A 26,532-nucleotide genomic window follows, 5' to 3' on the forward strand; every position below is an offset into this window, starting at 1 on the left:
CAAAAAAAACAGTGGGACAACGCCCACTGCTTAAATAGGCTTACTGATATTTGATGGAGTACACCACGTCAGTGGTTACTTTACCTGCCGATGCCGCACCGCCGGTTGCAACGTACTGTGCCCAGTAATCGAAACGAGCGGTATTACCGGTAATGGTTGCAGTTTTAGCGTTATTATTCGCCGTAGTCAGGTTAAGTGCTGCTTTAGCTGAATCGGAAAGACCGATTTCAACATTCGTGGCACCGCCAGTCGTCTCGGTGTTTTTCAGGTTACCGGTAGCGGTATTGATATTGGTGCTCTGTGCCAGTTCGAAGAACACGCTGGCGATTTTATTATTTGTGCAGTTTGTTCCGCTCAGTTTAATGAAGAATGGTGTATCCCCCGCACGCTGGCCCGCAGTTGCCAGCGCTGTGGTGCTGACGGTCGGCAGATGCACGGTGAAGTCAGGGGAGGTGGATTCACCCTGCGCATCGCCACCGGTAATAGTACAAGTCGCATCGCTGATGGTACCGTCAAAGGTAATAGTGCCATCTTCCGCTGCCGCCGCAGAACCTGCTCCCGCCAGAATGGTAAAAAGACATGCTTTTAAGTATTTGTTCATAGAAAATTCCATTTTGAAATAAATTGTAATAAAGCGCGGGGATTGTAATGAGAGGAATATCTAAAAACTACTGGTCGGACCTAAATAAATTCCTAATTCATGCCTTCGCATTCTTATTATTTATGGATATGTATGTTAAAGGAGCGTCAAAGCAGAAATAATGGCTTGTTTTTAAAAAATCATTCGTTAATTATTGCTGAGGTTAATGATTTAGTCGCTGGCGATTTTATATTTTAATCATTCAATATTTGTTTTGAGAATGGTTGGTATTTGAATTATGTGAGCATGTTATGAATGACTTGAAATTAAACATCCCAGACGCTATTCTTTCTTCCATGCAGCTTTACTTATCTATCGATCCCTTCCTCGTCGGGCTTAACGACGCGGAAGGGATTTTTTTTACATTTTTCAACCCAACGACTTTCAATGAGGTCAGGACATGAGCACTTTAGGTCATCAGTACGATAACTCTCTGGTATCTAACGCGTTTGGTTTTTTACGTCTTCCGATGAACTTCCAGCCGTACGACAGCGACGCGGACTGGGTGATCACCGGCGTGCCGTTCGATATGGCAACGTCCGGTCGCGCGGGCGGTCGCCACGGTCCGGCGGCGATCCGTCAGGTGTCTACCAACCTGGCCTGGGAGCATAACCGCTTCCCGTGGAACTTCGACATGCGCGAGCGCCTGAACGTGGTGGACTGCGGTGACCTGGTGTACGCCTTTGGCGACGCGCGTGAAATGAGCGAAAAGCTGCAGGCCCACGCCGAAAAACTGCTGGCTGCCGGCAAGCGCATGCTCTCCTTCGGCGGTGACCACTTCGTGACCCTGCCGCTGCTTCGCGCCCACGCGAAGCACTTCGGCAAAATGGCGCTGGTACACTTTGATGCGCATACCGACACCTACGCGAACGGCTGCGAGTTTGACCACGGTACTATGTTCTACACCGCGCCGAACGAAGGCCTGATCGATCCGAACCACTCGGTGCAGATCGGTATCCGTACCGAGTTCGACAAAGATAACGGCTTCACCGTGCTGGACGCCTGCCAGGTCAACGATCGCGGCGTGGACGATATTCTGGCTCAGGTTAAGCAGATCGTCGGTGATATGCCTGTGTACCTGACTTTCGATATCGACTGCCTGGATCCGGCCTTTGCGCCTGGCACCGGTACGCCGGTCATCGGCGGCCTGACTTCAGACCGCGCCATTAAGCTAGTGCGCGGCCTGAAGGATCTGAACATCGTCGGGATGGACGTGGTTGAAGTGGCGCCTGCCTATGACCAGTCTGAGATCACCGCGCTGGCCGCGGCGACCCTGGCGCTGGAAATGCTCTACATCCAGGCGGCGAAAAAAGGCGAATAAGCCTTACGCGCTGATTGCTGCTGCGCGACGCATGCGCAGCAGCAACATACCCCCGGCCAGCAGGGTGATAACCTGCGAAACGACCAAAACCGAAAAGCCTGAGCTAACCGACCCGACCGTTTTCATCACCATCCCCATCAGCAGCGGAATAAACGCCGCGCAGATATTCCCTATACCATTAACGATCCCATATGCGCTTCCCACCGCTTCCCGCGCGGCGTGATGCTGGATCACCGCAGGAATGGCCGCCCCCTGAAGCCCCCAGAAGACGTTGGCGGACAGCATAAACAGCGCCAGCCATGCGGGCTGATGGCTGAGCATCAGCCCGACCACGGATAGCGCCGTCAGCGCTCCACCCGCCACAAACAGCACCGGTGCCTGCTCCGGACGCATTTTGTCGAGCAGCACGCCGCCGAGAAATTTAGAGCCCAGGCTCAGCAGGAAGGGAATGGCCGCAAGCATGCCGGTGGCGTGGAGCGAGAAGTGGTGTTCATCGCGCAGCCATGCGGGCAGCCAGGCGCTGTTCCCCCAGAGATAGCTCAGCGTGGCGATTTCAACCAGTAAGATCCAGCCCAGCAGCGGCGTTTGCCATGCCAGCGTAAAGGTCTGGGCAAACCCCGGTTTTTTTGTCTTCGGGATGCCGCGCGGCGCGGGAAGGTAGCGCCAGATGAGCCCGCCGCCGAGAGCAAGATTCAGTATCGCCAGCGCGTAAAACGATCCGGCCCAGCCCAGATGGGCCATCAGCCAGGTCACCAGCGGAAAGCCCACGGCCAGCCCGAGCGAGACGCCCAGCGCGGTTACGGCGTTGGGTTTGCCGATCTCATCCGCGCTAAAGTTATCGCTGATAAAGCGCGTCTTCAGCGAAAAGAGCGGTCCTTCCGCTATCCCCAGGATCACGCGCGCGATGAGCATCCCCATCAGAGAGCCGAGCAGGGGAGAGATCGCACAGACCACGGCCCAAATCACAATGCTGCCTAATAACCCCTGCCGATAATTAAATTTGCTTTCAATAACTGGTGTTAATAATAAAGCCGAAAAACCATAACCCAGAAGAAAGCAGGTCATTAGCATTCCCTGTAACATTCTGTTTTCATTTAACTGAAAGTGCCGGGCAAATTCTGGATTTAATATCATTACTGAAATATTTACCCGGTCGACGTAGGAGATAATGATGAGTAATAACAGTGCAATTGTTCCTTGCCATCTTGCCGTCATGATGCCTGCCTTACGCGTGCGCATAGTGGTATTTTTATCAGCGTGATTGTCACGGACCTAAAATAGTTAACTTGTGAAACTCTTTGTTTTTAAAAGATAAAATAAAAAATCGTTTCACAGGTGAAACGCAAGGTTCTTCCGCTCTTTTATTTTTACGAAGCAAAAACAAAGGAAGTCAATATCTGAATATTGAAATTTAAAGCCATTGAAAAAACGTATTCATTCACGCCGCAATAATGAAAATTTCATATCGCTGCATTTTTTCGTGATCCTTTCCACACTTAGTTAATTAATTAGCTTTCGCTTAACAAATTCTTCACATTGCCGCTTGACGAAACATTCATCGCTTTTATATTGACCGTATTAAATAAGAAACAGAGTTTCATATATGAAACGAAAGCCTGGAGGATCGTGATGAGCTGGATAGGCGTATGTGACGCAGAACAAGTACAGGAAGATTTCCCTTTTAGCGGCAGCGTCGAGGGTAAAGAGATCGGCGTTTATTTGATTGACGGCGAGTATTACGCGCTGGAAGACGTATGCCCGCACGCTTATGCCCTGCTGAGCCAGGGTTTCGTCGAAGACGGCAAGGTGGAGTGCCCGCTGCACGAGGCGGTATTCGATGTCAAAACCGGCCAGTGCCTGCACGGCCCCGGCGGTCGCAACCTTAACCGCTACCCGGTTCGGGTCTTTGAAAACCAAATCCAGATTACCTTCGTCGAGGAGACCGTGGCATGAGCGACACCCTGAACTACAATCCGGCGCTGCCGGAAAGCCGCCAGTTTACCCCACCTGCCGAAGGCGGTAACGGTGCCATTCATAAGCCGGGCGATTACCAGAATCTCATCTGGCAAACCCGCAGCCGCGAGCCGGAAAACTGGGAGGTGAACCTGATTGCGACGCTGGAAGATCTCTTCGAACAGGGCGTTGAAACCCTACCGGAACTGGTGAACGGGCTGAACGCGGTGCGCATGCACGACCAGCAGGGCGAGCCGTGGAGCAACGCCAGCTTCCAGGCTTTCTTACAGGTTAACGGCTACTGACGACAACGCGATGACGACTACCGTACAACATTATCTTGATAAAGGTCTGCGCGGCCTCTGGTATCCGGTGCTGGCAAGCTGGGAAGTGCAGTCTGCTCCCGTGGGCATCACCCGCCTGGGCGAGCAGATTGTGGTCTGGCGTAACAAGGACGGCCAGGTCCAGGCGCTGGAAGACCGCTGTCCGCACCGCGGCGCGCGCCTGTCGATGGGCTGGAACCTCGGCGACCGTATCGCCTGCTGGTATCACGGCGTAGAAGTTGCGGGCAACGGCGAAGTGAAAGACGTGCCCGCCGTGGATAAATGCCCGCTGGTTGGCCAGCAGTGCGTGCGCAGCTACAACGTGCAGGAGGCGCACGGCGCCATCTTCCTGTGGTTTGGCGTGACCGCCGACCAGCAGCCGGACGAGCTGACCTTCCCGGATGAACTCGCCGACGCGGAAAATTTCAGCAACTTCCTCTGCACCGCAGCGTGGAAATGCAACTACCAGTACGCGCTGGAAAATGTGATGGATCCGATGCACGGCACCTATCTGCATTCATCCTCGCACTCGATGGCGGAGGGGGATCGCAAGGCCGACATGGTTCTTCAGCCGACCAAAACCGGCTTCATCTTCGAGAAGAAAGGGCAGAGCGGCGTCAACTTTGACTGGGTGGAGCTGGGCAACAGCGGCACCTGCTGGATGCGTCTCTCCATTCCGTATAAGAAGCGCTTCGGACCGGGCGGCCACTTCTTTATCGTCGGCATGGTGGTGCCGGAAGATAACGACAACTGCCGCGTCTTCTTCTGGCGCATTCGCCGCGTGCAGGGCTGGCAACGCGATATGTGGCGCTTCATGTACCGCAACCGTCTGGAAAAGCTGCACTGGGAGGTGCTGGAGCAGGACCGCGTGGTGCTGGAGAGCCTGGCCCCGAACGCCCGCGACCATGAATACCTTTATCAGCACGACGTCGGCCTTTCCCGCCTGCGCCGCATGATGCAGAAGGCCGCCAAAGAGCAGCTGGCGATGCGCGAAGCGCAGCAGGGAGCCGCCTGATGAACGGACTGCTGGGCGGAAAGCGCATCGTCGTGACCGGCGCCGCGCGCGGGCTGGGCTATCACTTTGCCAAAGCCTGCGCGGAGCAGGGCGCGGCGGTGGTGATGTGCGACATCCTCAAAGGCGAGCTGGCCGAGAGCGCCCACGGGCTGAGCAAGCAGGGCTTTGCGATCGAATCACACGTCATCGATCTGGCCGATCCGCACTCCATTGAGCAGGTGTTTAGCGCCATTGGCGAGCAGGGTCAGATTGACGGTCTGGTGAACAACGCGGCGATGGCGACCGGCGTGGGCGGTAAAAACATGCTCGATTACGACCCGGACCTGTGGGACCGCGTGATGAGCGTGAACGTCAAAGGTACCTGGCTGGTGACGCGCGCCGCCGTACCGCTGCTGCGCGAAGGGACGGCAATCGTGAACGTGGCGTCCGATACCGCGCTGTGGGGCGCGCCGCGCCTGATGGCCTACGTCGCCAGCAAGGGGGCGGTGATCGCCATGACCCGCTCGATGGCGCGCGAGCTGGGCGAAAAGCGCATTCGCATCAACGCTATCGCGCCGGGGCTGACCCGCGTCGAGGCAACCGAATATGTGCCCGCCGAACGGCATCAGCTCTACGAAAACGGCCGGGCGTTAACGGGCGCGCAGCAGCCGGAAGATGTGACCGGCAGCGTGGTCTGGCTGTTAAGCGATCTGTCGCGGTTTGTCACCGGACAGCTGATCCCGGTCAACGGCGGTTTTGTCTTTAACTGAGGTATGGCGATTATGGCAAACGATCGGGAAGTGAAGTATCTGGTGCCGGGGCTGGAGCGCGGCCTGCAGCTGCTGTTGGCCTTCGGCGAGCAGCACCGCGAACTGACCTTTGCCGAGCTGCACCGGCTGGTGGATATGCCGAAGGCGACCGCCTACCGCGTGGTGCAGACCCTGGAGTTCATGGGGTTTCTGGAGCGCAACGCGCGAGCCAATACCTTTTCGCTCGGCATGAACGTGCTGCGCCTGGGCTTTGAGTACATCGCCTCGCTGGACGTGGCGCAGGTCGGCCAGCCGGTGATCGAACAGCTGCGCGACGTCAGCCAGTGCAGCAGCCATCTGGCGATCCGCGACGGGCGCGACATTATCTACATCGCCCGCGTCAGCGCCGCCGGGTCGCGCATCAATCAGGTCAGCATTGGCACCCGTCTGCCGGTGCACTGCACCTCGCTCGGCCGCATGCTGCTGACCGATATTTCCCGCGCCGATTTTGAACAATTGTTCCCGCACGAGCGCCTGCCGGGCAACACGCCGGGGCAGCTTCACGACCGCGAGGCCCTGTGGCAGATGGTGCAGCAGGACAAAGCCCGCGGGTTTGTCATCGGCGAATCTTTCTTCCGCCACGGCATCTCCTCCATCGTCTACCCGGTGTACGACCGAAGCGGACGCGTGGCGGCGGTGGTGAGCATTCTGGTGCCGTCGGAGGAGATCCCGCAGACCGACCGCGAGCGCCTGCAAAACGAGGTTCGCCTCGCGGCGGATAAAATTTCTGGCTTTTTAGGGTATTTGTCACAGGCCAGTTAAATCAGTGAGTTAACGTCAGGCGCTTAACTGCGTCGGGCATGGTTTACGCCCAATTTGGGCCAGATGAGGCAACGAACGATGAGTGTAACCGGAATTGAAAAGCTGGAATTTGGCGTGGAAGACCTGACGCACTGCGCCAAATTTATGCGTGATTTTGGCCTGACGGGCGATGCCAGCGGCCAGCGTTTTACCACCCTGAGCGGCGCGCGCGTGGAGCTAAACCCGATCGACAGCCCCGACCTGCCGCCGGCGTTTGAGGCGGGCAACACCCTGCGCCGCATGACCTGGGCGGTTGCCGCGCAGTCCGATCTTGACGCGCTGCGCCCGAAGCTTGCGCAGCAGCCCGGCTTCCGCGAGGTGGGCGACGCGCTGGAGTGCCTCGACCCGAACGGCATGACCCTGCGCGTGCAGGTGACCCAGCAGACCGAGGTGGAGCTGAACGTCGAGCCGATTAACCAGTGGGGCGACGCCCGCCGGATCGACACCCCGAGCCCGGTTTACGATCGCGCCCAGCCCATCAACGTTGGGCACGTGGTGTTCTTCGTGGAAGAGCTGGCGGCGGTGGAAAAATTCTACCGCGAGGTGCTCGGCTTCCAGGTCTCTGACCGCTACATCAACCGGGCCGTGTTCCTGCGCTGCGGCGCGCGCGGCGGCCATCACAACCTGTTCCTGCTGCAGCTGCCGAACCGCAGGCGCGGTCTCAACCACGTGGCCTTCACGGTACGTGATATTCATGAGGTGATCGGCGGCGGGATTGCGATGAATAAACACGACTGGAGCACCTTTATCGGGCCGGGCCGCCATCCGGTGTCGTCGGCCTATTTCTGGTACGTCAACAGCCCGACCGGCGGCGCGTTTGAGTATTACACCAACGACGACTACCTGACCGAAAACTGGCAGCCGCGCGAGCTGGAGCACTCGCTGGTCTCCTTTACCGAATGGGCGGTGGAAGGTGGGATTGACCACGACACGCGCCGCCAGCAGAAAAAGCCGGAGGCGGTATGACGTCGCGCATTGTCATTATCGGCGGCGGCCAGGCGGGCGGCTGGGCGGCGAAAACACTGCGCGACGAAGGCTTCGACGGCGAGATTTGCGTGGTGGCGGAAGAGGAGTGGGATTTCTACGAACGTCCGCCGCTGTCGAAAGCGTCCCTGCTGGAGCCGGACGCGGCACTCCCGCGGCTGTTTAGTGAAGAAGCACAGCAGGCGCTGAACCTGACATGGCACCGCCCGCTGCGTGCGGAGCAGATCGACCGCGCGGCGAAAACGGTGCGGTTAAGCAACGATGAGCATATTAGTTACAACATTCTTTTGATTGCCACCGGAGGGCGGGCGCGTCTGCCGGGGGAGGCGTGGGCGGCGCATCCGCAGGTCTACACCCTGCGCCACTGGCAGGACGCGCAGCGCCTGAAGGGGCGTCTGGCGGAAAGCCAAAAGCTGGCGATTATCGGCGGCGGCTGGATTGGCCTGGAAATTGCCGCCTCCGCGCGCAAAAGCGGCGTGGCGGTCACGCTGTTCGAGCAGCAGCCCGCGCTGTGCATGCGCTCGGTGAGCGGCGAGGTGTCGCAGCGCCTGGAAGCCCTTCACCGCGAGCAGGGCGTGGAGATCCGTACCGGCTGCGGCGCGCTGGAGCTGGAGGACGATAGCGGTGTGCCGGTCATCCACTGCGACGGCCAGCGCGAAACCTTTGACGCGGTGGTGGTGGGGATCGGCGTCGATCTCAATCTGGAGCTGGCGCGCGACGTGGGGCTTCGCACCGAACGGGGGATCGTCGTGGACGCTCAGGGACGCACGTCGGATCCGTCCATTTTCGCCGCCGGAGATGTGGCCCAGCATCATCATTACGGCCTGTGCATTCAGTCCTGGGCGTTTGCGCAGAATCAGGCGGTGGCGACGGCAAAAGCGATGCTCAACCCCGATGCGCCAGGCTACGACGACGCGCCGTGGCTGTGGTCGGATCAATATCAGCACAACATTCAAATCCTCGGTATTCCGCAGCCGGGAAGCACAACGATAGCGCGTGAAGATTCGCTGTACTTCTCGCTGGACGAAAGCGGGCGGCTGACGCAGCTGGTGGCGTTTAACGATGCGCGCACCGTCAAGCTGGCGAAGCGCTGGATGGCGGCAGGGCGGGATTTATCGGACGTGCCGCTCGCCGACCCGACCTTTTCACTGATGTCACTGCGATAACCCGCACCCGTAGGGGGAGACATGACCACATTAGAGACCAACACCGCGCCCGCTGAGGCGAGCGGTGAGGGAGCCCGCACGCCTGAAAAAGCGGTGCGCTGGGCCATCCCGCTGTCGCTGCTGGCCTGCGTGCTGCTGGCGTTTTTCGACAAAATCAGCATTGCGGCGCTGTTTTCTGACGGCCATTTCCAGCAGGCGATGGGCATTGATTTCGACACCACGCGCCTCGGCATTCTGATGAGCGCCTTTCTGCTGAGCTACGGCTTTTCGTCAGTCTTTTTAAGCGGCTTAGGCGACAGAATCGCCCCGCTGCGCCTGCTCACCGGAATGATGGTCGTCTGGTGCGTGCTGATGGTGGCGATGGGCTTTACCCATAACTACACGCTGATGATCGTGCTGCGCATCCTGCTGGGCGTGGCGGAAGGGCCGCTGTTCCCGCTGGCCTTCGCCATCGTGCGTCACAATTTCCCGCAGCATCTGCAGGCGCGCGCCACCATGCTGTGGCTGCTGGGCACGCCGGTGGGCGCGGCGATTGGCTTCCCGCTCTCCCTCTGGCTGCTGAACGCCTTCGGCTGGCAGAGCACCTTTTTCGTGATGGCGATGCTCACCGTGCCGGTGCTGATTTTCGTGCGCGTCGGGCTGCGCGGGATCCGTCTGGAGGCAAAACCCGGCACCTCGCAGGCGTCTCAGGACGAGCGCCGCGCCGCGCGCCGCGAGCTGTTCGTCAGCCCGCACTTCTGGATCATCTGCATCTTTAACATTGCCTTCCTGACCTACCTTTGGGGCATCAACGGCTGGCTGCCGGGCTATCTCATCAAGGGCAAAGGCATTCATCTGGAACACGCGGGCTGGCTGTCGTCGATGCCGTTCATCGCCATGCTGGCGGGCGAGGTGATTGGCGCGTGGCTTTCGGACCGGGTCGATAGGCGCGCGGCGGCCTGCTTTATCTCCATGGCCGGGGCGGCGGCAGGTCTCGCGGCGGTGATGCACCTCGACACCCCGCTGACCATCATCGCGGCGATGAGCTTCAGCACCTTCATGTGGGGCACCGGTGCACCCAACATTTTCGCCCTGCTGGCGAAGGCCACCCATCCGCGGGTGAGCGCCACGGCGGGCGGCATTTTCAACGGGCTGGGAAACTTTGCGGGCGCGCTGTCGCCGGCGGTGATGGGCGCGCTTATCGCCTTCACCCACAGCATGGATTCCGGGCTGATTTTTCTGGCGGTGATGGCGGCGGTGGGCTGCGTCCTGTTACTGCCGCTGCTGAGACGTTACTGAGGAGAGTGTCATGACTGATTCAACCGTAACCAACACATCAGGCATCAAACCTGACCACCTGACGATGGAAGAGTGGGTCGAGTCGCGCATCGCGCGCTTCGAAGGCCGCAAGTACGACTGGAACGCGCTGAAGTTCCAGGCCGATTTTGACCCGAAATACCGCCGGGCGCAGATGCGCTACATCGGCACCGGCGCAACGGGCGTCGCGAACGACACCAACACCGTGCAGGCGGATCACTTTACCTTCTCCACCATGGTGCTGCCGTCGAAGTGCGAGGGGCCGCTGCACCTGCACGACGACGTGGAAGAGGTGTTCTTCATGCTTAAAGGGCAGATCACGCTGATGATCCAGGACGGCGACAACTACACCGAAACCGTGCTGCGCGAGCGCGATCTGATCTCCGTTCCGCCGGGGATCTATCGCGGCCTGTTTAACCACGGGGAAGAAGAGGCGCTGATGTGCGTCATGCTGGGAACCAACAAGCCGGAAATCCCGACCTATCCCTCCGATCATCCGCTCTCAAAAGTGAAGCGGAACTAAGGGGGCACGATGACGGGTTTTCGTGAACAGGGAATCGGTATTCCGCTGATGCTGCTGCACGGCATCAGCTCCGGCGCGGCCTCCTGGCACAAGCAGATGGCGCTGGAGGGCTTTCGCGTGCTGGCGTGGGACATGCCCGGCTATGGCGAAAGCCCGCTGCTGGCGGTTGAGCGTGCAAACGCGGGGGATTACGCCGACGCGCTGGCGGCGATGCTCGACCGCGCGGGCGTCTGGCAGGCGGTTCTGGTGGGCCATTCGCTGGGAGCGATGGTGGCCAGCGCCTTTGCGGCGAAGTATCCGCAGCGCGTGCTGCACCTGGTGCTGGCGGACGCCGCGCAGGGCTACGGCAATGCAGTCCCGGAACAGCGGGAGCAGGTCTGGCGCAGCCGCGAGCAGCAGATGGCGCTCGGCGGTGAAATCCTCGCGCAGACCCGCGCCGCGAAGCTGCTGCGCCCCGGCGCGCGCGCGGAAGATATCGCCACCGTCGCGGCGGGCATGCGCGCGCTGCGTTCCGAGGGCTACCTTGCCGCCGCGTGGATGCTGGCGCACGACGACATTCACGGCTGGCTTAAAGGTTACTCAGGCGCGTTTGAAGTCTGGTGCGGCGAGCAGGACGCCATCACGCAGCCCGAGCTGGTGCAGGGGCTGGCGCTGCGCTACCGCATGCCGTTTACCGCCATACCGCAGGCCGGGCACGCCAGCTATCTCGATAACGACGCGTTTGTTAACCAACAGCTTTTACGCATTAACGAAGAGGTGCGCGATGAATGCACAAATTGACGGCCGCGTAGCGGTAGTCACAGGCGGTTCTTCCGGCATTGGCTTTGAAACGCTGCGCCTGCTGCTGGGCGAGGGGGCAAAAGTGGCCTTCTGCGGCCGCGACCCGGACCGGCTCGCCAGCGCCCACGCGACGCTGCAAAACGAATACCCTAACGGGGAGATTTTCTCTTACCGCTGCGACGTGCTGAACGCCGACGAGGTGCAGGCCTTCGCGGATGCCGTTCAGGCTCGCTTCGGCGCGGCGGATATGCTGATCAACAACGCCGGGCAGGGCTACGTGGCGCACTTCCACGACACCCCGCGCGAGGCGTGGCTGCACGAAGCCGAACTCAAACTGTTCGGGGTGATCAACCCTGTTCAGGCGTTTCAGCCTCTGCTGGAGCGGTCCGACATCGCCTCCATCACCTGCGTCAACTCCCTGCTGGCGCTGCAGCCGGAGGAGCACATGATCGCCACCTCCGCTGCCCGTGCCGCGCTGCTAAATATGACGCTCACGCTCTCGAAAGAGCTGGTGGGCAAAGGCATTCGCGTCAACTCCATTTTGCTCGGCATGGTGGAGTCCGGCCAGTGGCAGCGCCGCTTTGAAAACCGGGCGGATAAAAGCCAGAGCTGGCCGGAGTGGACGGCGGATATCGCGCGCAGGCGCGGCATCCCGATGGCGCGTCTCGGCAAGCCGCAGGAGCCCGCGCAGGCGCTGCTGTTTCTCGCCTCGCCGCTGGCGTCGTTTACCACCGGCGCCGCGCTGGACGTTTCCGGCGGCTTCTGCCGCCATCTGTAAGGACGCATCATGAAAAAGGTAATGTTAATTGGGTTTGGCGCCATGGCGCAGGCGGTGATTGAACGTTTACCCGCCGGCGTGGCTATCGGCTGGATCGTGGCGCGTGAAGCCCACCACGCGGCCATTCGCGCGCAGCTTGGTGATGCGGTAATCGCGCTGACCTCGCCGGTAGACTGCGCACAAACGCCCGACCTGGTGCTGGAGTGCGCCAGCCAGCAGGCGGTGGCGCAGTATGGCGAAGCGATCCTGCGCCGCGGCTGGCATCTGGCCGTTATTTCAACCGGCGCGCTGGCGGACAGCGCGCTGGAACAGTGCCTGCTCGCGGCGGGCGGCAGGCTGACGCTGCTCTCCGGGGCGGTTGCGGGCATTGACGGGCTGGCGGCGGCGAAAGAGGGCGGGCTTGAGCGCGTCACCTATCAGTCGCGCAAAAGCCCGGCCAGCTGGCGCGGCAGCTACGCCGAGCAGCTTATCGATCTTAACGCGGTCTCAGAGGCGCAGGTCTTCTTTGAAGGCAGCGCCCGCGAGGCGGCGCGCCTGTTCCCGGCGAACGCCAACGTGGCGGCAACCGTGGCGCTCGGCGGCGTAGGGATGGACGACACCCGCGTGCAGCTGATGGTCGACCCGGCAACGAAACGCAATACCCACACGCTGCACGTCGAAGGATTGTTCGGCGAGTTCCATCTGGAGCTGAGCGGGCTGCCGCTGGCGTCTAATCCTAAAACCTCCACCCTTGCGGCACTGAGCGCGGTGCGCGCCTGCCGCGAACTGGCGCTGAGCTGAGGAGTGACGATGGACGATCTGAAGATTTTTATCGGCGGCCAGTGGCGACGCGGCGGCGGTAACACGATGCAGAGCCATTTCCCGGCTGACGGGTCGATCAATGCGACGCTGAATGCGGCAAGTCTGGACGACCTGCAGGACGCGATCGAGGCCGGCGAGCGGGCGTGGCGCGATCCCGCGTGGCGCAACTGCCTGCCGCATATGCGGGCGAAGATCCTGCACAAGGTTGCGGATCTCATTGAATCCCGCGTGGATGAACTGGCGCAGATGCAGAGCCGCGATAACGGCAAGCCGCTGGCGGAAGCGCGCGGGCTGGTGATGAGCGCGGCGGGCACGGCGCGCTACTTTGCCGCCGCCTGCGAGCTGCTGGAAGGCGAGCTCCCGACGCCGCGCCAGCCGGATTTGCTGACCCTGAGCCGCTATGAGCCGCTCGGCGTGGTGGCCGCCATTACGCCGTGGAACTCGCCGATTGCCAGCGAGATGCAGAAGGTCGCGCCGGCCATTGCGGCGGGTAACGCAGCGATCCTAAAGCCCGCCGAAGCCACGCCGCTGATGGCGCTGGAGCTGGCGCGGATTTTTGAACAGGCCGGGCTACCTGCCGGGCTGCTGAGCGTCCTGCCGGGCAAAGGCTCGGTGATTGGCGATGCGCTGGCGCGCCATCCGAAGGTGCGGAAAATTTCGTTTACGGGCGGCACCACCACCGGCCGCCATCTGGCGCACGTGGCGGCGGAAAAGCTGATCCCGGCCTCGCTGGAGCTGGGCGGAAAATCCCCGACCATCGTGCTGGAGGATGCCGACGTTGATCAGGCCGCGCGCGGGATCTGCTACGGCATTTTCAGTTCGGCAGGGCAGGCGTGCATCGCCGGGTCCCGGCTGTTTATTCACGAAAGCATCTACGCGCCGCTGATGGCGCGGCTGCTGGAATTAACTCGCGGGCTGCGCGTGGGGCACCCCTTCACCGAGGGCGTCCACGTTGGGCCGCTGATCAATGAGAAACATCGCCAGAGCGTGCAGGAATACGTCGAGCTGGCGAAGCGCGAAGGGGGCCGCGTGCTGTGCGGCGGGGAGATCCCGGCGGATCCAGACCTGGCAAACGGCAGCTTCTTCCAGCCGACCATTATCGAAGGGCTGACGAACAGCGCCCGCGCCTGCCAGGAGGAGATTTTCGGCCCGGTGCTGGTGGCGATGCCGTTTCGCGATGAAGCCACGCTTATCCGCGAGGCGAACGACTCGGTTTACGGCCTGGCGGCAGGGATCTGGACCCGCGACACCGGGCGCGCGCTGCGCCTGAGCGAGCAGCTGGAGGCGGGCACGGTGTGGATCAACACCTACAAAGTTTTTGCGATTTCGACCCCGTTCGGGGGCTTTAAAGAGAGCGGTCTGGGCCGCGAAAAGGGCATTCAGGGGCTGAAAGCCTGGATGCAGCAAAAGAGCATTTATCTGGCGACGGGTAATAGCGTCAACCACTGGTGCGACTGAGAAAGGGTGAGCAATGAGCGAAATGATAACCGTCGGCGACGCCATCGCCAGAACGCTTGAGCAGTATCAGGTTGAGGCCATCTACGGCGTCATCTCCATTCACAACCTTCCGATCGCGGACGCGGTGGGGCAGCGCGGCAACATTCGCTTCGTGCCCGCGCGCGGTGAGGCGGGATCCGTCACCATGGCCGACGCCCACGGGCGTTTTTCCGGCCTCGGCGTGGCGCTAACCAGCACCGGCGCGGGTGCGGGCAACGCGGTCGGCGCGCTGGTGGAGGCGATGAACGCCTGCACGCCGCTGCTGCATTTAACCGGACAGGTGGAGAAAGCGTGGCTGGATGCCGACACCGGGTTTATCCACGAAACCCGCGACCAGCTGACCTTCCTGAAGGCCAGCTCAAAGCGGGCTTATCGGATCGGCAACGCCAGCCAGGCGATAGCGATTCTGCATAAAGCGATTCAGGAAGCGCAGACGCCGCCGTGCGGGCCGGTATCAGTGGAGATCCCGATTGATATTCAGGGGGCTAAAATTCCGCTGTCGCTGGTGACCTCACCGGTGAAACCGGCTTCGGCTGCAGCCGTGGATCCCGCGATGGTGGATGCGTTGTGGGCGCAGCTCAGGCAGGCGAAACGGCCGCTGCTGTGGCTGGGCGGCGGGGCGCTGGGAAGCGCTGACGCCGTTAAAACGCTGGCGGATGCGGGCGTGACGGTGATCTCAAGCACCCACGCGCGCGGCGTGCTGCCGGACAGCCATCGCGCCAGCCTGCGGGCGTTCCACAACTCGCCGTCGGTGGAGGCGCTTATCGCGCAGTGTGACTTTACGCTGGTCGCCGGTTCACGCCTGCGCAGCAACGAAACCCGCTCCTGGACGCTGGCGCTGCCCTCTCCGCGCGTCCAGATTGATATCGACCCGGCGGCGGCGAGCCGCAATTACCTGATGGATAACACGCTGATAGCCGACTGCTCCGCGTTGCTTCCCGCGCTGGCCGAGAAATCTCAGGGCCGGGAATGGGGGGACGCGCAGTGGGATACGCAGGTGCAGCAGGCGGTTTCCGAAGCAGAGCAGGAGCTGCGCGAACAGTGCGGCGCCTATGCGAAGCTTAACGACGCCATCGAGAAAGCCCTGCCGCAGGACGGTCTGCTGGTGCGCGATATCACCGTTTCCGGCAGCCTGTGGGGCAGTCGTCTGCTTCGCGCTAACGGTCCGCTGATGAACATTCACTCTCTTGCCGGGGCGATTGGCATGGGGCTGCCAATGGCGATTGGTACCGCGATTGCCAACCCGCAGCGTAAGGTGGTGGGGCTGGTGGGCGACGGTGGCCTGAGCCTGAATTTAGGCGAGCTGGCGACGCTGGCGCAGGAGAAAGCTAACGTGACGCTGCTGATCATGAACGACGGCGGCTACGGCGTGATGCGCGGTATTCAGGATAAGTACTTCGGCGGGCGTCAGTACTATAACGAACTGCATACGCCGGACTTTACCCTGCTGGCACAGGCAATTGGCCTGCAGGCGTGGAGCGTTGAGCGGGCAGAGGATTTTGAAGCCGTGATGACGGAAGCGCTGGCAATGCCGGGGCCGTCGGTGGTGGAGGTTCGGATGGGGCAGATTGGCGCGCTGAAGTTTGCCGGGCCGCCGCAGAAGACGCTTTACTGAGGTGTGAGGTTTCCCCTCACCCCAGCCCTCTCCCCAAAGAGGAGAGGGTGTATACAATCCCCTCTCCCCTTTGGGGAGCGGGTGAGGGGGAAAATCAGAACACGTTAAACGGGTATTCCACGTAAGCGCGGATCTCGTCCCCGCCCACGTTGTACTCGCTGGCGTTGCTGGAGACGCGCAGCACGGAGTAGCGCAGCTTCAGCTTCAGATCTTTCGCCGGGCCGTCCTGCACCTGGTACTGGATCTGGTTAAACCATTCATGCTCTTTGCCGTTGCTGGTTTCAGACGTCTTAATGTTGTCGCCGCGCACGTAGGCGGTGGTCCAGCTCAGGCCCGGCAGGCCGAGTCCGCCGAAGTCCAGGCCGTACGACGCCTGCCATGAGCGCTCGTCTTCACCGTTGAAATCAGACCAGTAGGAGTTCGCCAGCAAGATGGTGTTGCCGCCATCACCTACGCCGCCCTGATCGCGATAGCCGCCGTAGTTGTAGCCGGTGCTGCCGCTGCTCTGCTGGTACGCTACTTTGAACGTGTGAATATCCCAGATGTAGCTCGCCGCCAGGCTCCAGATAGTGTTGCTGCGGCCCGTGTCGAGGCTGTCCGCGTAGCTCTGATCCAGACGTGAGTTATAGCCGTTAAAGTCGAGCACCAGCTGCTGCCCGGTGCTGAACGGCTGTTTGTAATTCAGCCCCAGGTACTGTTTGTTCATCACCTCTTCGTTATGAGAGGCGTACAGCGCGCCGCTGAACTGGTCGTTGAACTGGTAGCTTGCGCCACCGAAGGTCAGGCTTTTCAGGCCGCTGTCGTGGCGGTCGTCGCTTTTACGCTGCTCGTCGGTGAAGTAACCGGCGTTCACTTCCAGGCCGTCGATCTCTTTCGAGGTCAGCATGGCACCGGTGTAGCTTTCAAACAGCAGTCGGGAGCTGTCGGCGTTAACAATAGGCAGTTCAGGACGCTGGTTACCGTAGCTCAGCACGGTATTCGAGATCCGCATTTTGGCGGTAGCGCCAAATTTCGCTAAATCGGATTTGGCCCGGCCATCGTCTTCCTGTTTAAAGAAGTCGATACCGCCCGCGCCGCTCTTGCCGCGACCGCCGTCCAGGCGCACGCCGTACTGCGCGATGCCGTCCACGCCAAAGCCCACCAGCCCTTCGGTATAGCCGGATTCAAAGGTGGCGATGATGCCCTGGCCCCATTCGGCTTTATCCTGCTGGCCCTGATGGTAGTCACGGCTGATATACGCATTGCGTAAAAACAGGTCTAAATGGCTGTCGTCGATAAAACCCTTGCTGTCAGATTGCTGGCTTGCAGCGGCGGGTAATGCGGCGAATAAACTTAAAGCAATTAACGATAATTCTTTTTTCACGGAGGGAACGTCTCTGTCTTAATATATTAAATTGAATTACTGCGCGTTTGATAATTACCGGAAAGGTTAACGATTGCAATCAATATGTGACCAGACGTTTCAGCCGGAAAGGGTAGATTTGACGGGGCTTTCAGAGGTGTTACCGATACGTGCGATTTAGTTAGCAATTCATGCGAAATAAAAAGGAGGCATAAATGCCTCCTGCCAATATTATTTAATTCCGTCTGCGGCCATTCGGTCGCGAATATGCTGCGCGCGCGCTTCTGAAGCCGGGTGATCGTCAAACATGGAGCTCTGGCGACCCGCTTCCAGTTTTGCCAGCTTTTCGAAGCTGGTGGCTAAACCGGATGGATTAATACCGCGTTTGCGCAACAGATCGTAGGAGTAGTCGTCCGCTTCGGACTCCTGACGCTGCGAGAACTGGGAGTTAACCAGCTTTTCGCCTACATCACCAAGCTGCGACTGTGACAGGCTGCCAACGATACCGCCCGCAGAGGCCGCCGCCGCACGAATGGCGTTGGTGCCTAAGGCAACCTGCATCCCTTTTTTCACGTGGCCGAGCGCAACGTGGCCCATTTCATGGCCGATCACCGCTTCCACTTCATTGTCGGTCATCATGTCCATCAGCCCGCTGTAGACGCGGATACAGCCGTTGGCCATCGCGAAGGCGTTGACGTCTTTCGCCATGTAAACCTTGTAGTTCACCGGCTGGCCGTTGATGTTATCGCCGAGCGCGGAAGCAATCTTATTCAGACGCTGTGTGTAGGTACTGTCAGCCGGCGCAAGCGTGGCTTTTCCGTCCATATCTTTACAGGCCTGATCGCTCAGCGCTTTAACCTGCGCGTCGCTCAGGGAGTAGGCCTGAAAGGCTTCTGCGCCTGAGGTCATCAGACCGTTAGAGTCCATATTCTGACAGCCGCTCAGCACGAGCGTTGTACCCAGGGCCAGCACTATTGCACGCATTTTCATGAGGTTGCTTCCGTACTCGTTAATCTGAATAAAATCCGAAAAGTGCACCCGCAACGAAGCCGGGGCGGGATAAGTATAAGGAATATCTACAGGCGCGGGCGAGCAGATTGCGCAACATGCGAGCATGATCCAGAGATTTCTTAAGCTGCAAAAGAATGGTCCATGTACATGCCCTGCGGCTTGGGTTACATTGTTGGCACTTTTTTCCGGCGTAGCCCAAAACGCGCTGTCGTCAAGGGCATGGCCTTTAACAGTCCGATCTGGAGTTAAAATGTCCTCACGTAAAGAGCTTGCTAATGCTATTCGTGCGCTGAGCATGGACGCAGTACAGAAAGCCAAATCCGGCCACCCGGGTGCCCCTATGGGTATGGCTGATATCGCCGAAGTCCTGTGGCGTGATTTCCTTAACCACAACCCTCAGAACCCGGCATGGGCTGACCGCGACCGTTTCGTGCTGTCTAACGGCCACGGCTCTATGCTGATCTACAGCCTGCTGCACCTCACCGGCTACGATCTGCCTATCGAAGAGCTGAAAAACTTCCGTCAGCTGCACTCCAAAACTCCAGGTCACCCGGAAGTGGGCTACACCGCTGGCGTAGAAACCACCACCGGCCCGCTGGGTCAGGGTATTGCTAACGCTGTGGGTATGGCGATTGCCGAGAAGACCCTGGCGGCGCAGTTCAACCGTCCTGGCCACGACATCGTTGACCACTTCACTTACGCGTTTCTGGGCGACGGCTGCATGATGGAAGGCATTTCTCACGAAGTGTGCTCCCTGGCCGGTACCCTTAAGCTGGGCAAACTGGTTGCGTTCTATGACGACAACGGTATCTCCATCGACGGTCACGTTGAAGGCTGGTTCACTGACGACACCGCCGCGCGTTTCGAAGCCTACGGCTGGCACGTTGTGCGTGGCGTTGATGGCCACGATGCTGACTCGATTAAACGTGCAGTAGAAGAAGCGCGTGCAGTGACCGACAAACCGTCCCTGCTGATGTGCAAAACCATCATCGGCTTCGGTTCTCCGAACAAAGCGGGCACCCATGACTCCCACGGCGCACCGCTGGGCGACGCGGAAATCGCGCTGACTCGCGAAGCGCTGGGCTGGAAATACCCTGCCTTCGAAATCCCGTCTGAAATCTACGCTCAGTGGGATGCAAAAGAAGTGGGCCAGGCGAAAGAAGCGGCCTGGAACGAGAAGTTCGCTGCCTATGCGAAAGCGTTCCCACAGGAAGCGGCTGAATTCACTCGTCGTATGAAAGGCGATATGCCGTCTGACTTCGACGCGAAAGCGAGCGAGTTCATCGCGAAGCTGCAGGCGAACCCGTCTAAAATCGCCAGCCGTAAAGCGTCTCAGAATGCGATCGAAGCGTTTGGTCCGCTGCTGCCAGAATTCCTGGGCGGCTCCGCTGACCTGGCACCATCTAACCTGACCCTGTGGTCTGGTTCTAAGCCAATCAACGAAGACACTGCCGGTAACTACATCCATTACGGTGTACGTGAGTTCGGTATGACCGCTATCGCGAACGGTATCTCCCTGCACGGTGGTTTCCTGCCGTACACCTCTACCTTCCTGATGTTCGTAGAGTATGCGCGTAACGCCGTGCGTATGGCCGCGCTGATGAAACAGCGTCAGGTGATGGTCTACACCCACGACTCCATCGGTCTGGGCGAAGATGGTCCAACTCACCAGCCGGTAGAGCAGGTGGCTTCCCTGCGCGTGACCCCGAACATGAGCACATGGCGTCCATGTGACCAGGTTGAATCCGCGGTGGCGTGGAAATACGGCGTTGAGCGTCAGGATGGCCCAACCGCGCTGATCCTCTCCCGTCAGAATCTGGCGCAGCAGGAGCGTACCCCAGAGCAGCTGGCTAACATCGCGCGCGGTGGTTACGTGCTGAAAGATTGCGCGGGCCAGCCTGAGCTGATCTTCATCGCGACCGGTTCTGAAGTTGAACTGGCCGTAGCAGCATGGGAAAAACTGACTGCCGAAGGCGTGAAGGCGCGCGTGGTCTCCATGCCGTCTACCGATGCGTTCGACAAGCAGGATGCGGCTTACCGCGAATCCGTACTGCCTAAAGCGGTTTCCGCTCGCGTGGCGGTGGAAGCGGGTATCGCTGACTACTGGTTCAAATACGTGGGTCTGAACGGCGCTATCGTCGGTATGACCACCTTCGGTGAGTCTGCTCCGGCAGAACAGCTGTTCGAAGAGTTCGGCTTCACCGTTGAGAACGTTGTCGCTAAGGCGAAAGAACTGCTGTAATTGTTTGTCCGGTGCGGGCTGATGCCCTCACGCCGGCCCTCTCCCATGGGGAGAGGGCGTATAAAGCAGGCCGGGTAAGCGCTAGCGCGCCACCCGGCTTTTTTGTAGGCATTATTCCACCCAAAATGTGACGCAAGTCATATAGCTCGCTTATTCATCTGGACAGACATTCCTTTTATTCCTCGATTCGCTTATTCTTGCTGAAGCGTTTCAGTCGATTAAATGTTCGACAATTGACCAATCAATCGCAGTTTGTGATAGCAAAGATTCCCCTTCGGGCGTAGCTGGATTACTCTTTCAGCCACCTCAAACTCAGGGATAGCTTTGCAGGAGATCTATGACCGTACGCGTAGCGATTAATGGCTTCGGTCGCATCGGGCGCAACGTGGTTCGTGCTTTATATGAATCCGGGCGTCGTGCGGAAATCACCGTGGTGGCAATCAATGAACTGGCGGATGCTGCGGGCATGGCGCATTTGTTGAAATATGACACCAGCCACGGCCGCTTTGCCTGGGACGTTCGTCAGGAAAGAGAGCAGCTGTTTGTCGGTGACGATGCGATTCGCGTGCTGCATGAGAGCAGTATTGCAGGGCTGCCCTGGCGTGAACTGGGCGTGGATGTGGTGCTCGACTGCACCGGTGTTTACGGTAACCGCGAACACGGCGAAGCGCATCTGGCAGCTGGCGCAAAAAAAGTCCTGTTTTCTCATCCCGGCAGTAACGATCTCGACGCGACCGTCGTGTTTGGCGTCAACCAGCATGAGCTGAAGGCTGAACACCTCATCGTTTCCAACGCCTCCTGCACCACCAACTGCATTATTCCGGTCATCAAACTGTTAGACGATGCGTACGGCATTGAATCCGGCACCGTGACCACGATTCACTCCGCCATGCACGATCAGCAGGTTATCGACGCCTATCACCCGGATTTACGACGCACTCGCGCGGCGAGCCAGTCAATCATCCCGGTGGACACGAAACTGGCTGCGGGGATCACCCGAATTTTCCCGCAGTTTAATGACCGTTTTGAAGCGATTGCCGTGCGTGTTCCGACAATTAACGTGACGGCAATTGACCTCAGCGTGACGGTGAAAAAACCGGTAAAAGCCTGTGAAGTCAACCTGTTGCTGCAAAAAGCGGCACAGGGAGCATTTCATGGTATAGTTGACTATACGGAATTACCGTTGGTCTCAGTAGATTTTAACCACGACCCGCACAGCGCCATCGTCGATGGCACGCAGACGCGAGTCAGTGGCGCACACCTTATCAAGACGCTGGTCTGGTGTGATAACGAATGGGGCTTTGCTAACCGAATGCTCGACACCACGTTAGCAATGGCCGCTCAAGGTTTCAGGTAAGGCGCATCGTGCGTCTGCAAAACTTTAAGAATCAACGAGAGGATTCACCATGTCTGTAATTAAGATGACCGATCTGGATCTGGCTGGTAAACGCGTTTTCATCCGTGCCGATCTGAACGTACCGGTTAAAGATGGCAAAGTGACCAGCGACGCGCGTATCCGTGCATCTCTGCCAACCATCGAGCTGGCTCTGAAGCAGGGCGCTAAAGTGATGGTCACCTCCCACCTGGGCCGTCCAACCGAAGGCGAGTACAACGAAGAGTTCTCTCTGCTGCCAGTTGTTAATTACCTGAAAGACAAACTGTCCAACCCGGTTCGCCTGGTGAAAGACTACCTGGACGGCGTTGAAGTTGCCGCCGGTGAGCTGGTGGTTCTGGAAAACGTTCGCTTCAACAAAGGCGAGAAGAAAGACGACGAAACCCTGTCCAAAAAATACGCTGCGCTGTGCGACGTATTCGTAATGGATGCGTTCGGTACGGCGCACCGTGCGCAGGCGTCTACCCACGGTATCGGTAAATTCGCCGACGTTGCGTGTGCGGGGCCTCTGCTGGCTGACGAACTGGAAGCACTGGGTAAAGCGCTGAAAGAACCTGCTCGCCCAATGGTTGCTATCGTTGGTGGTTCTAAAGTGTCTACCAAACTGACCGTTCTGGATTCCCTGTCTAAAATCGCTGACCAGCTGATCGTCGGTGGTGGTATTGCGAACACCTTCGTTGCCGCTCAGGGCCACAACGTGGGTAAATCCCTGTACGAAGCAGACCTGGTTGACGAAGCCAAACGCCTGCTGGGCACCTGTGATATCCCGGTTCCAACTGACGTTCGCGTGGCGACCGAGTTCTCCGAAACCGCTACCGCGACCCTGAAATCTGTTAACGACATCAAAGATGAAGAGCAGATCCTGGACCTGGGCGACGTTTCTGCACAGAAACTGGCTGAAATCCTGAAAAACGCAAAAACTATCCTGTGGAACGGTCCTGTCGGCGTGTTCGAATTCCCGAACTTCCGCAAAGGGACTGAAATCGTTGCTAACGCTATTGCAGACAGCGAAGCGTTCTCTATCGCAGGCGGTGGTGACACCCTGGCAGCAATCGACCTGTTCGGTATCGCTGACAAGATCTCCTACATCTCCACTGGTGGCGGCGCATTCCTCGAGTTCGTGGAAGGCAAAGTACTGCCAGCAGTAGCAATGCTCGAAGAGCGCGCTAAGAAGTAAGCCATTCAAGGGCAGGGAAACCTGCCCAATTTTCAGCGCGCTTTTAAGAGCTCGCACCTTTTCTAACGGCCGAAGATACAGGACTAAGCAACATGTCTAAAATTTTTGATTTCGTAAAACCTGGCGTGATCACTGGTGATGACGTACAGAAAGTGTTCCAGGTAGCTAAAGAAAACAACTTCGCTCTGCCAGCAGTTAACTGCGTAGGTACCGACTCCATCAACGCCGTACTGGAAACTGCTGCTAAAGTTAAAGCGCCAGTTATCGTTCAGTTCTCTAACGGCGGCGCTGCGTTCATCGCAGGTAAAGGCGTGAAAACTGACATTCCTCAGGGTGCTGCAATCCTGGGCGCTATCTCTGGTGCGCACCACGTTCACCAGATGGCTGAGCACTACGGTGTTCCGGTTATCCTGCACACTGACCACTGCGCGAAGAAACTGCTGCCGTGGATCGACGGTCTGCTGGACGCGGGTGAAAAACACTTCGCGGCTACCGGTAAGCCACTGTTCTCTTCTCACATGATTGACCTGTCTGAAGAGTCACTGCACGAAAACATCGAAATCTGCTCTAAATACCTGGCGCGCATGGCCAAAATGGACATGACCCTGGAAATTGAACTGGGCTGCACCGGCGGTGAAGAAGACGGCGTAGACAACAGCCACATGGACGCTTCTGCCCTGTACACCCAGCCAGAAGACGTTGATTACGCTTACACCGAGCTGAGCAAAATCAGCCCACGCTTCACCATCGCTGCGTCCTTCGGTAACGTACACGGCGTTTACAAACCAGGTAACGTGGTTCTGACGCCAACTATCCTGCGTGATTCTCAGGAATACGTTTCCAAGAAACACAACCTGCCGCACAACAGCCTGAACTTCGTCTTCCACGGCGGTTCCGGTTCTTCTGCTCAGGAAATCAAAGACTCCGTAAGCTACGGCGTAGTGAAAATGAACATCGATACCGACACCCAGTGGGCAACCTGGGACGGTATCCTGCAGTACTACAAAACCAACGAAGCTTACCTGCAGGGCCAGCTGGGCAACCCGAAAGGCGAAGACCAGCCGAACAAGAAATACTACGATCCACGCGTATGGCTGCGCGCAGCGCAGACGTCCATGGTGACCCGTCTGGAGCAGGCATTCAAAGAACTGAACGCGATCGACGTTCTGTAATTTGAGCTGCTAACAGCATCAGAAGGCCCGCAAATGCGGGCCTTTTTTTATGCGTTTTCAACATGCTGCAACATCTGCTTTTGTGATCTGTTTGGCAAAACTTGCGCTTTTTGTTTACCCTTTACTGACCTGCCTGTCTCTCTGAGGGATAGATTTAGTGTTTTGGTTTAACAAAAGGAAGAATAAATGGAACAACTCGATGTTGTAGACAGCATCAATCACGCCGGTAACTGGCTGGTGCGTAACCAGGCGCTGCTCCTGAGCTATGCGGTGAACATCGTTGCGGCAATTGCCATCATCATCGTGGGTATGATCGTGGCGCGCATCGTGTCGAACGCCGTCAACCGTGTGATGGTCGCGCGACACATCGACGCCACGGTGGCTGATTTTCTCTCCGCGCTGGTACGTTACGGCATCATTGCCTTTACGCTGATTGCGGCGCTGGGTCGTGTGGGCGTACAGACGGCATCCGTTATTGCCGTACTTGGTGCTGCAGGTCTGGCTATTGGTCTGGCATTGCAGGGCTCGCTTTCAAACCTGGCGGCAGGCGTGCTGCTGGTGACCTTCCGTCCGTTCCGTTCCGGTGAATATGTTGACCTTGGCGGCATCGCCGGTACCGTGTTGCAGGTGCAGATTTTCTCTACCACCCTGCGTACCGTCGATGGCCGCATCGTGGTGGTGCCGAACGGGAAAATCATCGCGGGCAACATCATTAACTTCTCCCGCGAGCCGGTTCGCCGTAACGAGCTGATTATCAGCGTGGCGTATGACTCCGATATCGATCGGGTGAAGTCGCTGATCGCGAATATCATCGCCTCTGACGACCGCATTCTGAAAGACAGAGAGCAGACGGTTCGCCTGAACGAGCTGGGCGCTTCCTCTATTAACTTCGTGGTGCGTATCTGGAGCAAAAGCAGCGATCTGCAAAACGTATACTGGGACGTGCTGGAGCGCATCAAGCGCGACTTCGACGCCAACGGCATCAGCTTCCCTTACCCGCAGATGGACGTAAACGTTAAAAAAGTCAAAGAAGCAGAATAACTTTACCTGCAGGCCCGGTAAGCGCTAGCGCCACCGGGCTTTTTTGTTATTAGTCATGCTAATACCCAATTAATATTATCCATTTCCGCTAATGTGATTCGCGCAGTATAGTCAACCTTCAGAACAATACTGTGAGAATTTCGTCATGTTATCGTATTACTTTCAAGGGCTTGCCTTAGGTGCGGCCATGATCCTCCCCCTCGGCCCGCAAAATGCGTTCGTCATGAATCAGGGCATTCGCCGCCAGTATCATCTGATGATTGCCCTGCTGTGCGCGGTGAGCGATCTGCTGCTGATTTGCGCCGGCATTTTTGGCGGCAGCGCGCTGCTGATGCAGTCACCCTGGCTGCTGGCGCTGGTGACCTGGGGCGGCGTGGCGTTTCTGCTGTGGTACGGATTCGGTGCCCTGAAAACGGCGATGAGCAGCAACGTTGAGCTGGCAAGCGCTGAAGTGATGAAGCAGGGCCGCTGGAAGATTATCGTCACCATGCTGGCGGTCACCTGGCTAAATCCGCACGTTTACCTCGATACCTTCGTGGTGCTGGGCAGCCTGGGCGGACAGCTGGACGTTGAGCCAAAACGCTGGTTTGCGCTCGGCACGGTCAGCGCCTCTTTCCTCTGGTTCTTCGGCCTGGCGATCCTGGCGGCGTGGCTGGCTCCGCGGCTGCGGACTGCCAAAGCGCAGCGCATCATCAATACGCTGGTCGGTCTGGTGATGTGGTTTATCGCTTTCCAGCTGGCGAAAGAGGGCATTCATCATGTACAGGGATTGCTCAACTAAGCGTTGTCTTATGGACAACTGAACAAGACCCGCTAAGCTTGCTGGCATGCGCCCTGTTGTTGGGGCACTCTTCGCAACATGGAGGAATGACA

At 58.7% G+C, this 26,532-nt stretch carries 25 protein-coding genes; 21 read left to right on the forward strand and 4 right to left on the reverse strand.

Annotation, left to right across the window (positions count from 1 at the left end):
* Positions 1–40 precede the first annotated feature (40 nt).
* Entirely contained in the window at positions 41–601 is a 561-nt protein-coding gene (locus USG84_RS10795) for a fimbrial protein (protein WP_151412630.1), read from the reverse strand.
* A 439-nt stretch (positions 602–1,040) separates the two neighbouring features.
* On the opposite strand from USG84_RS10795, the gene speB reads away from it, so the two are divergent.
* Positions 1,041–1,961, forward strand: a complete 921-nt coding sequence (gene speB / locus USG84_RS10800) for an agmatinase (protein ID WP_042290372.1) — start codon at positions 1,041–1,043, stop codon at positions 1,959–1,961.
* 3 nt (positions 1,962–1,964) lie between these two features.
* Here speB and USG84_RS10805 read toward each other — a convergent pair whose 3' ends face one another.
* The gene (locus USG84_RS10805; RefSeq protein WP_253543267.1) at positions 1,965–3,176 is read right to left on the reverse strand and encodes an MFS transporter; all 1,212 of its coding nucleotides are present in this window, start codon (positions 3,174–3,176) and stop codon (positions 1,965–1,967) included.
* A gap of 414 nt (positions 3,177–3,590) precedes the next feature.
* Between USG84_RS10805 and USG84_RS10810 the strand changes: the two genes are divergently transcribed.
* The 14 genes from USG84_RS10810 (at position 3,591) to USG84_RS10875 (ending at position 16,281) form a co-directional block, all read left to right on the forward strand.
* Positions 3,591–3,914, forward strand: coding sequence for a Rieske (2Fe-2S) protein (locus USG84_RS10810; protein ID WP_061097121.1), 324 nt, complete (start codon positions 3,591–3,593; stop codon positions 3,912–3,914).
* Positions 3,911–4,219 (forward strand): recombinase-like helix-turn-helix domain-containing protein, encoded by a 309-nt coding sequence (locus USG84_RS10815; protein ID WP_061097122.1) that lies wholly within the window; start codon positions 3,911–3,913, stop codon positions 4,217–4,219. The genes USG84_RS10810 and USG84_RS10815 overlap by 4 nt, the downstream gene beginning before the upstream one ends.
* 10 nt (positions 4,220–4,229) lie before the next feature.
* Positions 4,230–5,252, forward strand: coding sequence for a Rieske 2Fe-2S domain-containing protein (locus USG84_RS10820; protein ID WP_151412628.1), 1,023 nt, complete (start codon positions 4,230–4,232; stop codon positions 5,250–5,252).
* Positions 5,252–6,001 carry an SDR family oxidoreductase gene (locus USG84_RS10825; protein ID WP_151412627.1) on the forward strand — a complete coding sequence of 250 codons (750 nt, stop codon included), beginning with the start codon at positions 5,252–5,254 and terminating at the stop codon, positions 5,999–6,001. The genes USG84_RS10820 and USG84_RS10825 overlap by 1 nt, the downstream gene beginning before the upstream one ends.
* A gap of 12 nt (positions 6,002–6,013) precedes the next feature.
* The gene (locus USG84_RS10830) at positions 6,014–6,802 is read left to right on the forward strand and encodes an IclR family transcriptional regulator (RefSeq protein ID WP_151412657.1); all 789 of its coding nucleotides are present in this window, start codon (positions 6,014–6,016) and stop codon (positions 6,800–6,802) included.
* A gap of 78 nt (positions 6,803–6,880) precedes the next feature.
* Positions 6,881–7,807, forward strand: coding sequence for a VOC family protein (locus USG84_RS10835; RefSeq protein ID WP_253543266.1), 927 nt, complete (start codon positions 6,881–6,883; stop codon positions 7,805–7,807).
* Positions 7,804–8,991: an NAD(P)/FAD-dependent oxidoreductase gene (locus USG84_RS10840; RefSeq protein ID WP_151412626.1), complete on the forward strand. Its 1,188-nt coding sequence runs from the start codon at positions 7,804–7,806 to the stop codon at positions 8,989–8,991. Before USG84_RS10835 ends, USG84_RS10840 begins: the two co-directional genes overlap by 4 nt.
* Before the next feature lie 21 nt (positions 8,992–9,012).
* On the forward strand, positions 9,013–10,269 hold the full coding sequence (locus tag USG84_RS10845; protein ID WP_253543265.1) for an MFS transporter: 1,257 nt from the start codon (positions 9,013–9,015) through the stop codon (positions 10,267–10,269).
* A gap of 10 nt (positions 10,270–10,279) precedes the next feature.
* Positions 10,280–10,810, forward strand: a complete 531-nt coding sequence (locus tag USG84_RS10850) for a cupin domain-containing protein (protein ID WP_112791640.1) — start codon at positions 10,280–10,282, stop codon at positions 10,808–10,810.
* A gap of 9 nt (positions 10,811–10,819) precedes the next feature.
* Positions 10,820–11,590 carry an alpha/beta fold hydrolase gene (locus USG84_RS10855; RefSeq protein ID WP_253543264.1) on the forward strand — a complete coding sequence of 257 codons (771 nt, stop codon included), beginning with the start codon at positions 10,820–10,822 and terminating at the stop codon, positions 11,588–11,590.
* Positions 11,574–12,368, forward strand: a complete 795-nt coding sequence (locus tag USG84_RS10860) for an SDR family oxidoreductase (protein WP_151412624.1) — start codon at positions 11,574–11,576, stop codon at positions 12,366–12,368. The genes USG84_RS10855 and USG84_RS10860 overlap by 17 nt, the downstream gene beginning before the upstream one ends.
* 9 nt (positions 12,369–12,377) lie before the next feature.
* Positions 12,378–13,148 (forward strand): aspartate dehydrogenase, encoded by a 771-nt coding sequence (locus tag USG84_RS10865; protein WP_061097131.1) that lies wholly within the window; start codon positions 12,378–12,380, stop codon positions 13,146–13,148.
* Between the two features lie 9 nt (positions 13,149–13,157).
* A complete protein-coding gene (locus tag USG84_RS10870) occupies positions 13,158–14,627 on the forward strand; it encodes an aldehyde dehydrogenase (protein ID WP_253543263.1) in 1,470 nt (489 codons plus the stop codon).
* A 13-nt stretch (positions 14,628–14,640) separates the two neighbouring features.
* Positions 14,641–16,281 carry a thiamine pyrophosphate-binding protein gene (locus USG84_RS10875; protein ID WP_253543262.1) on the forward strand — a complete coding sequence of 547 codons (1,641 nt, stop codon included), beginning with the start codon at positions 14,641–14,643 and terminating at the stop codon, positions 16,279–16,281.
* Between the two features lie 94 nt (positions 16,282–16,375).
* On the opposite strand, the gene USG84_RS10880 is transcribed toward USG84_RS10875, so the two are convergent.
* Complete coding sequence (locus USG84_RS10880; protein ID WP_151412623.1) at positions 16,376–17,644, reverse strand: OprD family outer membrane porin; 1,269 nt, start codon at positions 17,642–17,644, stop codon at positions 16,376–16,378.
* Between the two features lie 210 nt (positions 17,645–17,854).
* Positions 17,855–18,613 carry a M48 family metallopeptidase gene (locus USG84_RS10885; RefSeq protein ID WP_028014340.1) on the reverse strand — a complete coding sequence of 253 codons (759 nt, stop codon included), beginning with the start codon at positions 18,611–18,613 and terminating at the stop codon, positions 17,855–17,857.
* A gap of 271 nt (positions 18,614–18,884) precedes the next feature.
* Here USG84_RS10885 and tkt point away from each other — a divergent pair, with 271 nt between their 5' ends.
* From tkt to argO, 6 genes are all read left to right on the forward strand, one after another.
* Positions 18,885–20,876 carry a transketolase gene (gene tkt / locus USG84_RS10890; RefSeq protein ID WP_151412622.1) on the forward strand — a complete coding sequence of 664 codons (1,992 nt, stop codon included), beginning with the start codon at positions 18,885–18,887 and terminating at the stop codon, positions 20,874–20,876.
* Between the two features lie 337 nt (positions 20,877–21,213).
* A complete protein-coding gene (epd, locus tag USG84_RS10895) occupies positions 21,214–22,233 on the forward strand; it encodes an erythrose-4-phosphate dehydrogenase (protein ID WP_061097136.1) in 1,020 nt (339 codons plus the stop codon).
* Positions 22,234–22,282: 49 nt separating this feature from the next.
* Entirely contained in the window at positions 22,283–23,446 is a 1,164-nt protein-coding gene (pgk, locus tag USG84_RS10900) for a phosphoglycerate kinase (protein ID WP_023309116.1), read from the forward strand.
* Between the two features lie 92 nt (positions 23,447–23,538).
* Complete coding sequence (gene fbaA / locus USG84_RS10905) at positions 23,539–24,618, forward strand: class II fructose-bisphosphate aldolase (RefSeq protein ID WP_061097137.1); 1,080 nt, start codon at positions 23,539–23,541, stop codon at positions 24,616–24,618.
* Positions 24,619–24,804: 186 nt separating this feature from the next.
* The gene (gene mscS, locus USG84_RS10910; RefSeq protein WP_151412621.1) at positions 24,805–25,659 is read left to right on the forward strand and encodes a small-conductance mechanosensitive channel MscS; all 855 of its coding nucleotides are present in this window, start codon (positions 24,805–24,807) and stop codon (positions 25,657–25,659) included.
* Between the two features lie 145 nt (positions 25,660–25,804).
* Positions 25,805–26,440 carry an arginine exporter ArgO gene (gene argO, locus USG84_RS10915; protein ID WP_151412620.1) on the forward strand — a complete coding sequence of 212 codons (636 nt, stop codon included), beginning with the start codon at positions 25,805–25,807 and terminating at the stop codon, positions 26,438–26,440.
* Positions 26,441–26,532 lie beyond the last annotated feature (92 nt).

The organism is Enterobacter sp. 168J2 (genome assembly GCF_034107265.1).
Taxonomy (GTDB): domain Bacteria; phylum Pseudomonadota; class Gammaproteobacteria; order Enterobacterales; family Enterobacteriaceae; genus Enterobacter; species Enterobacter nematophilus.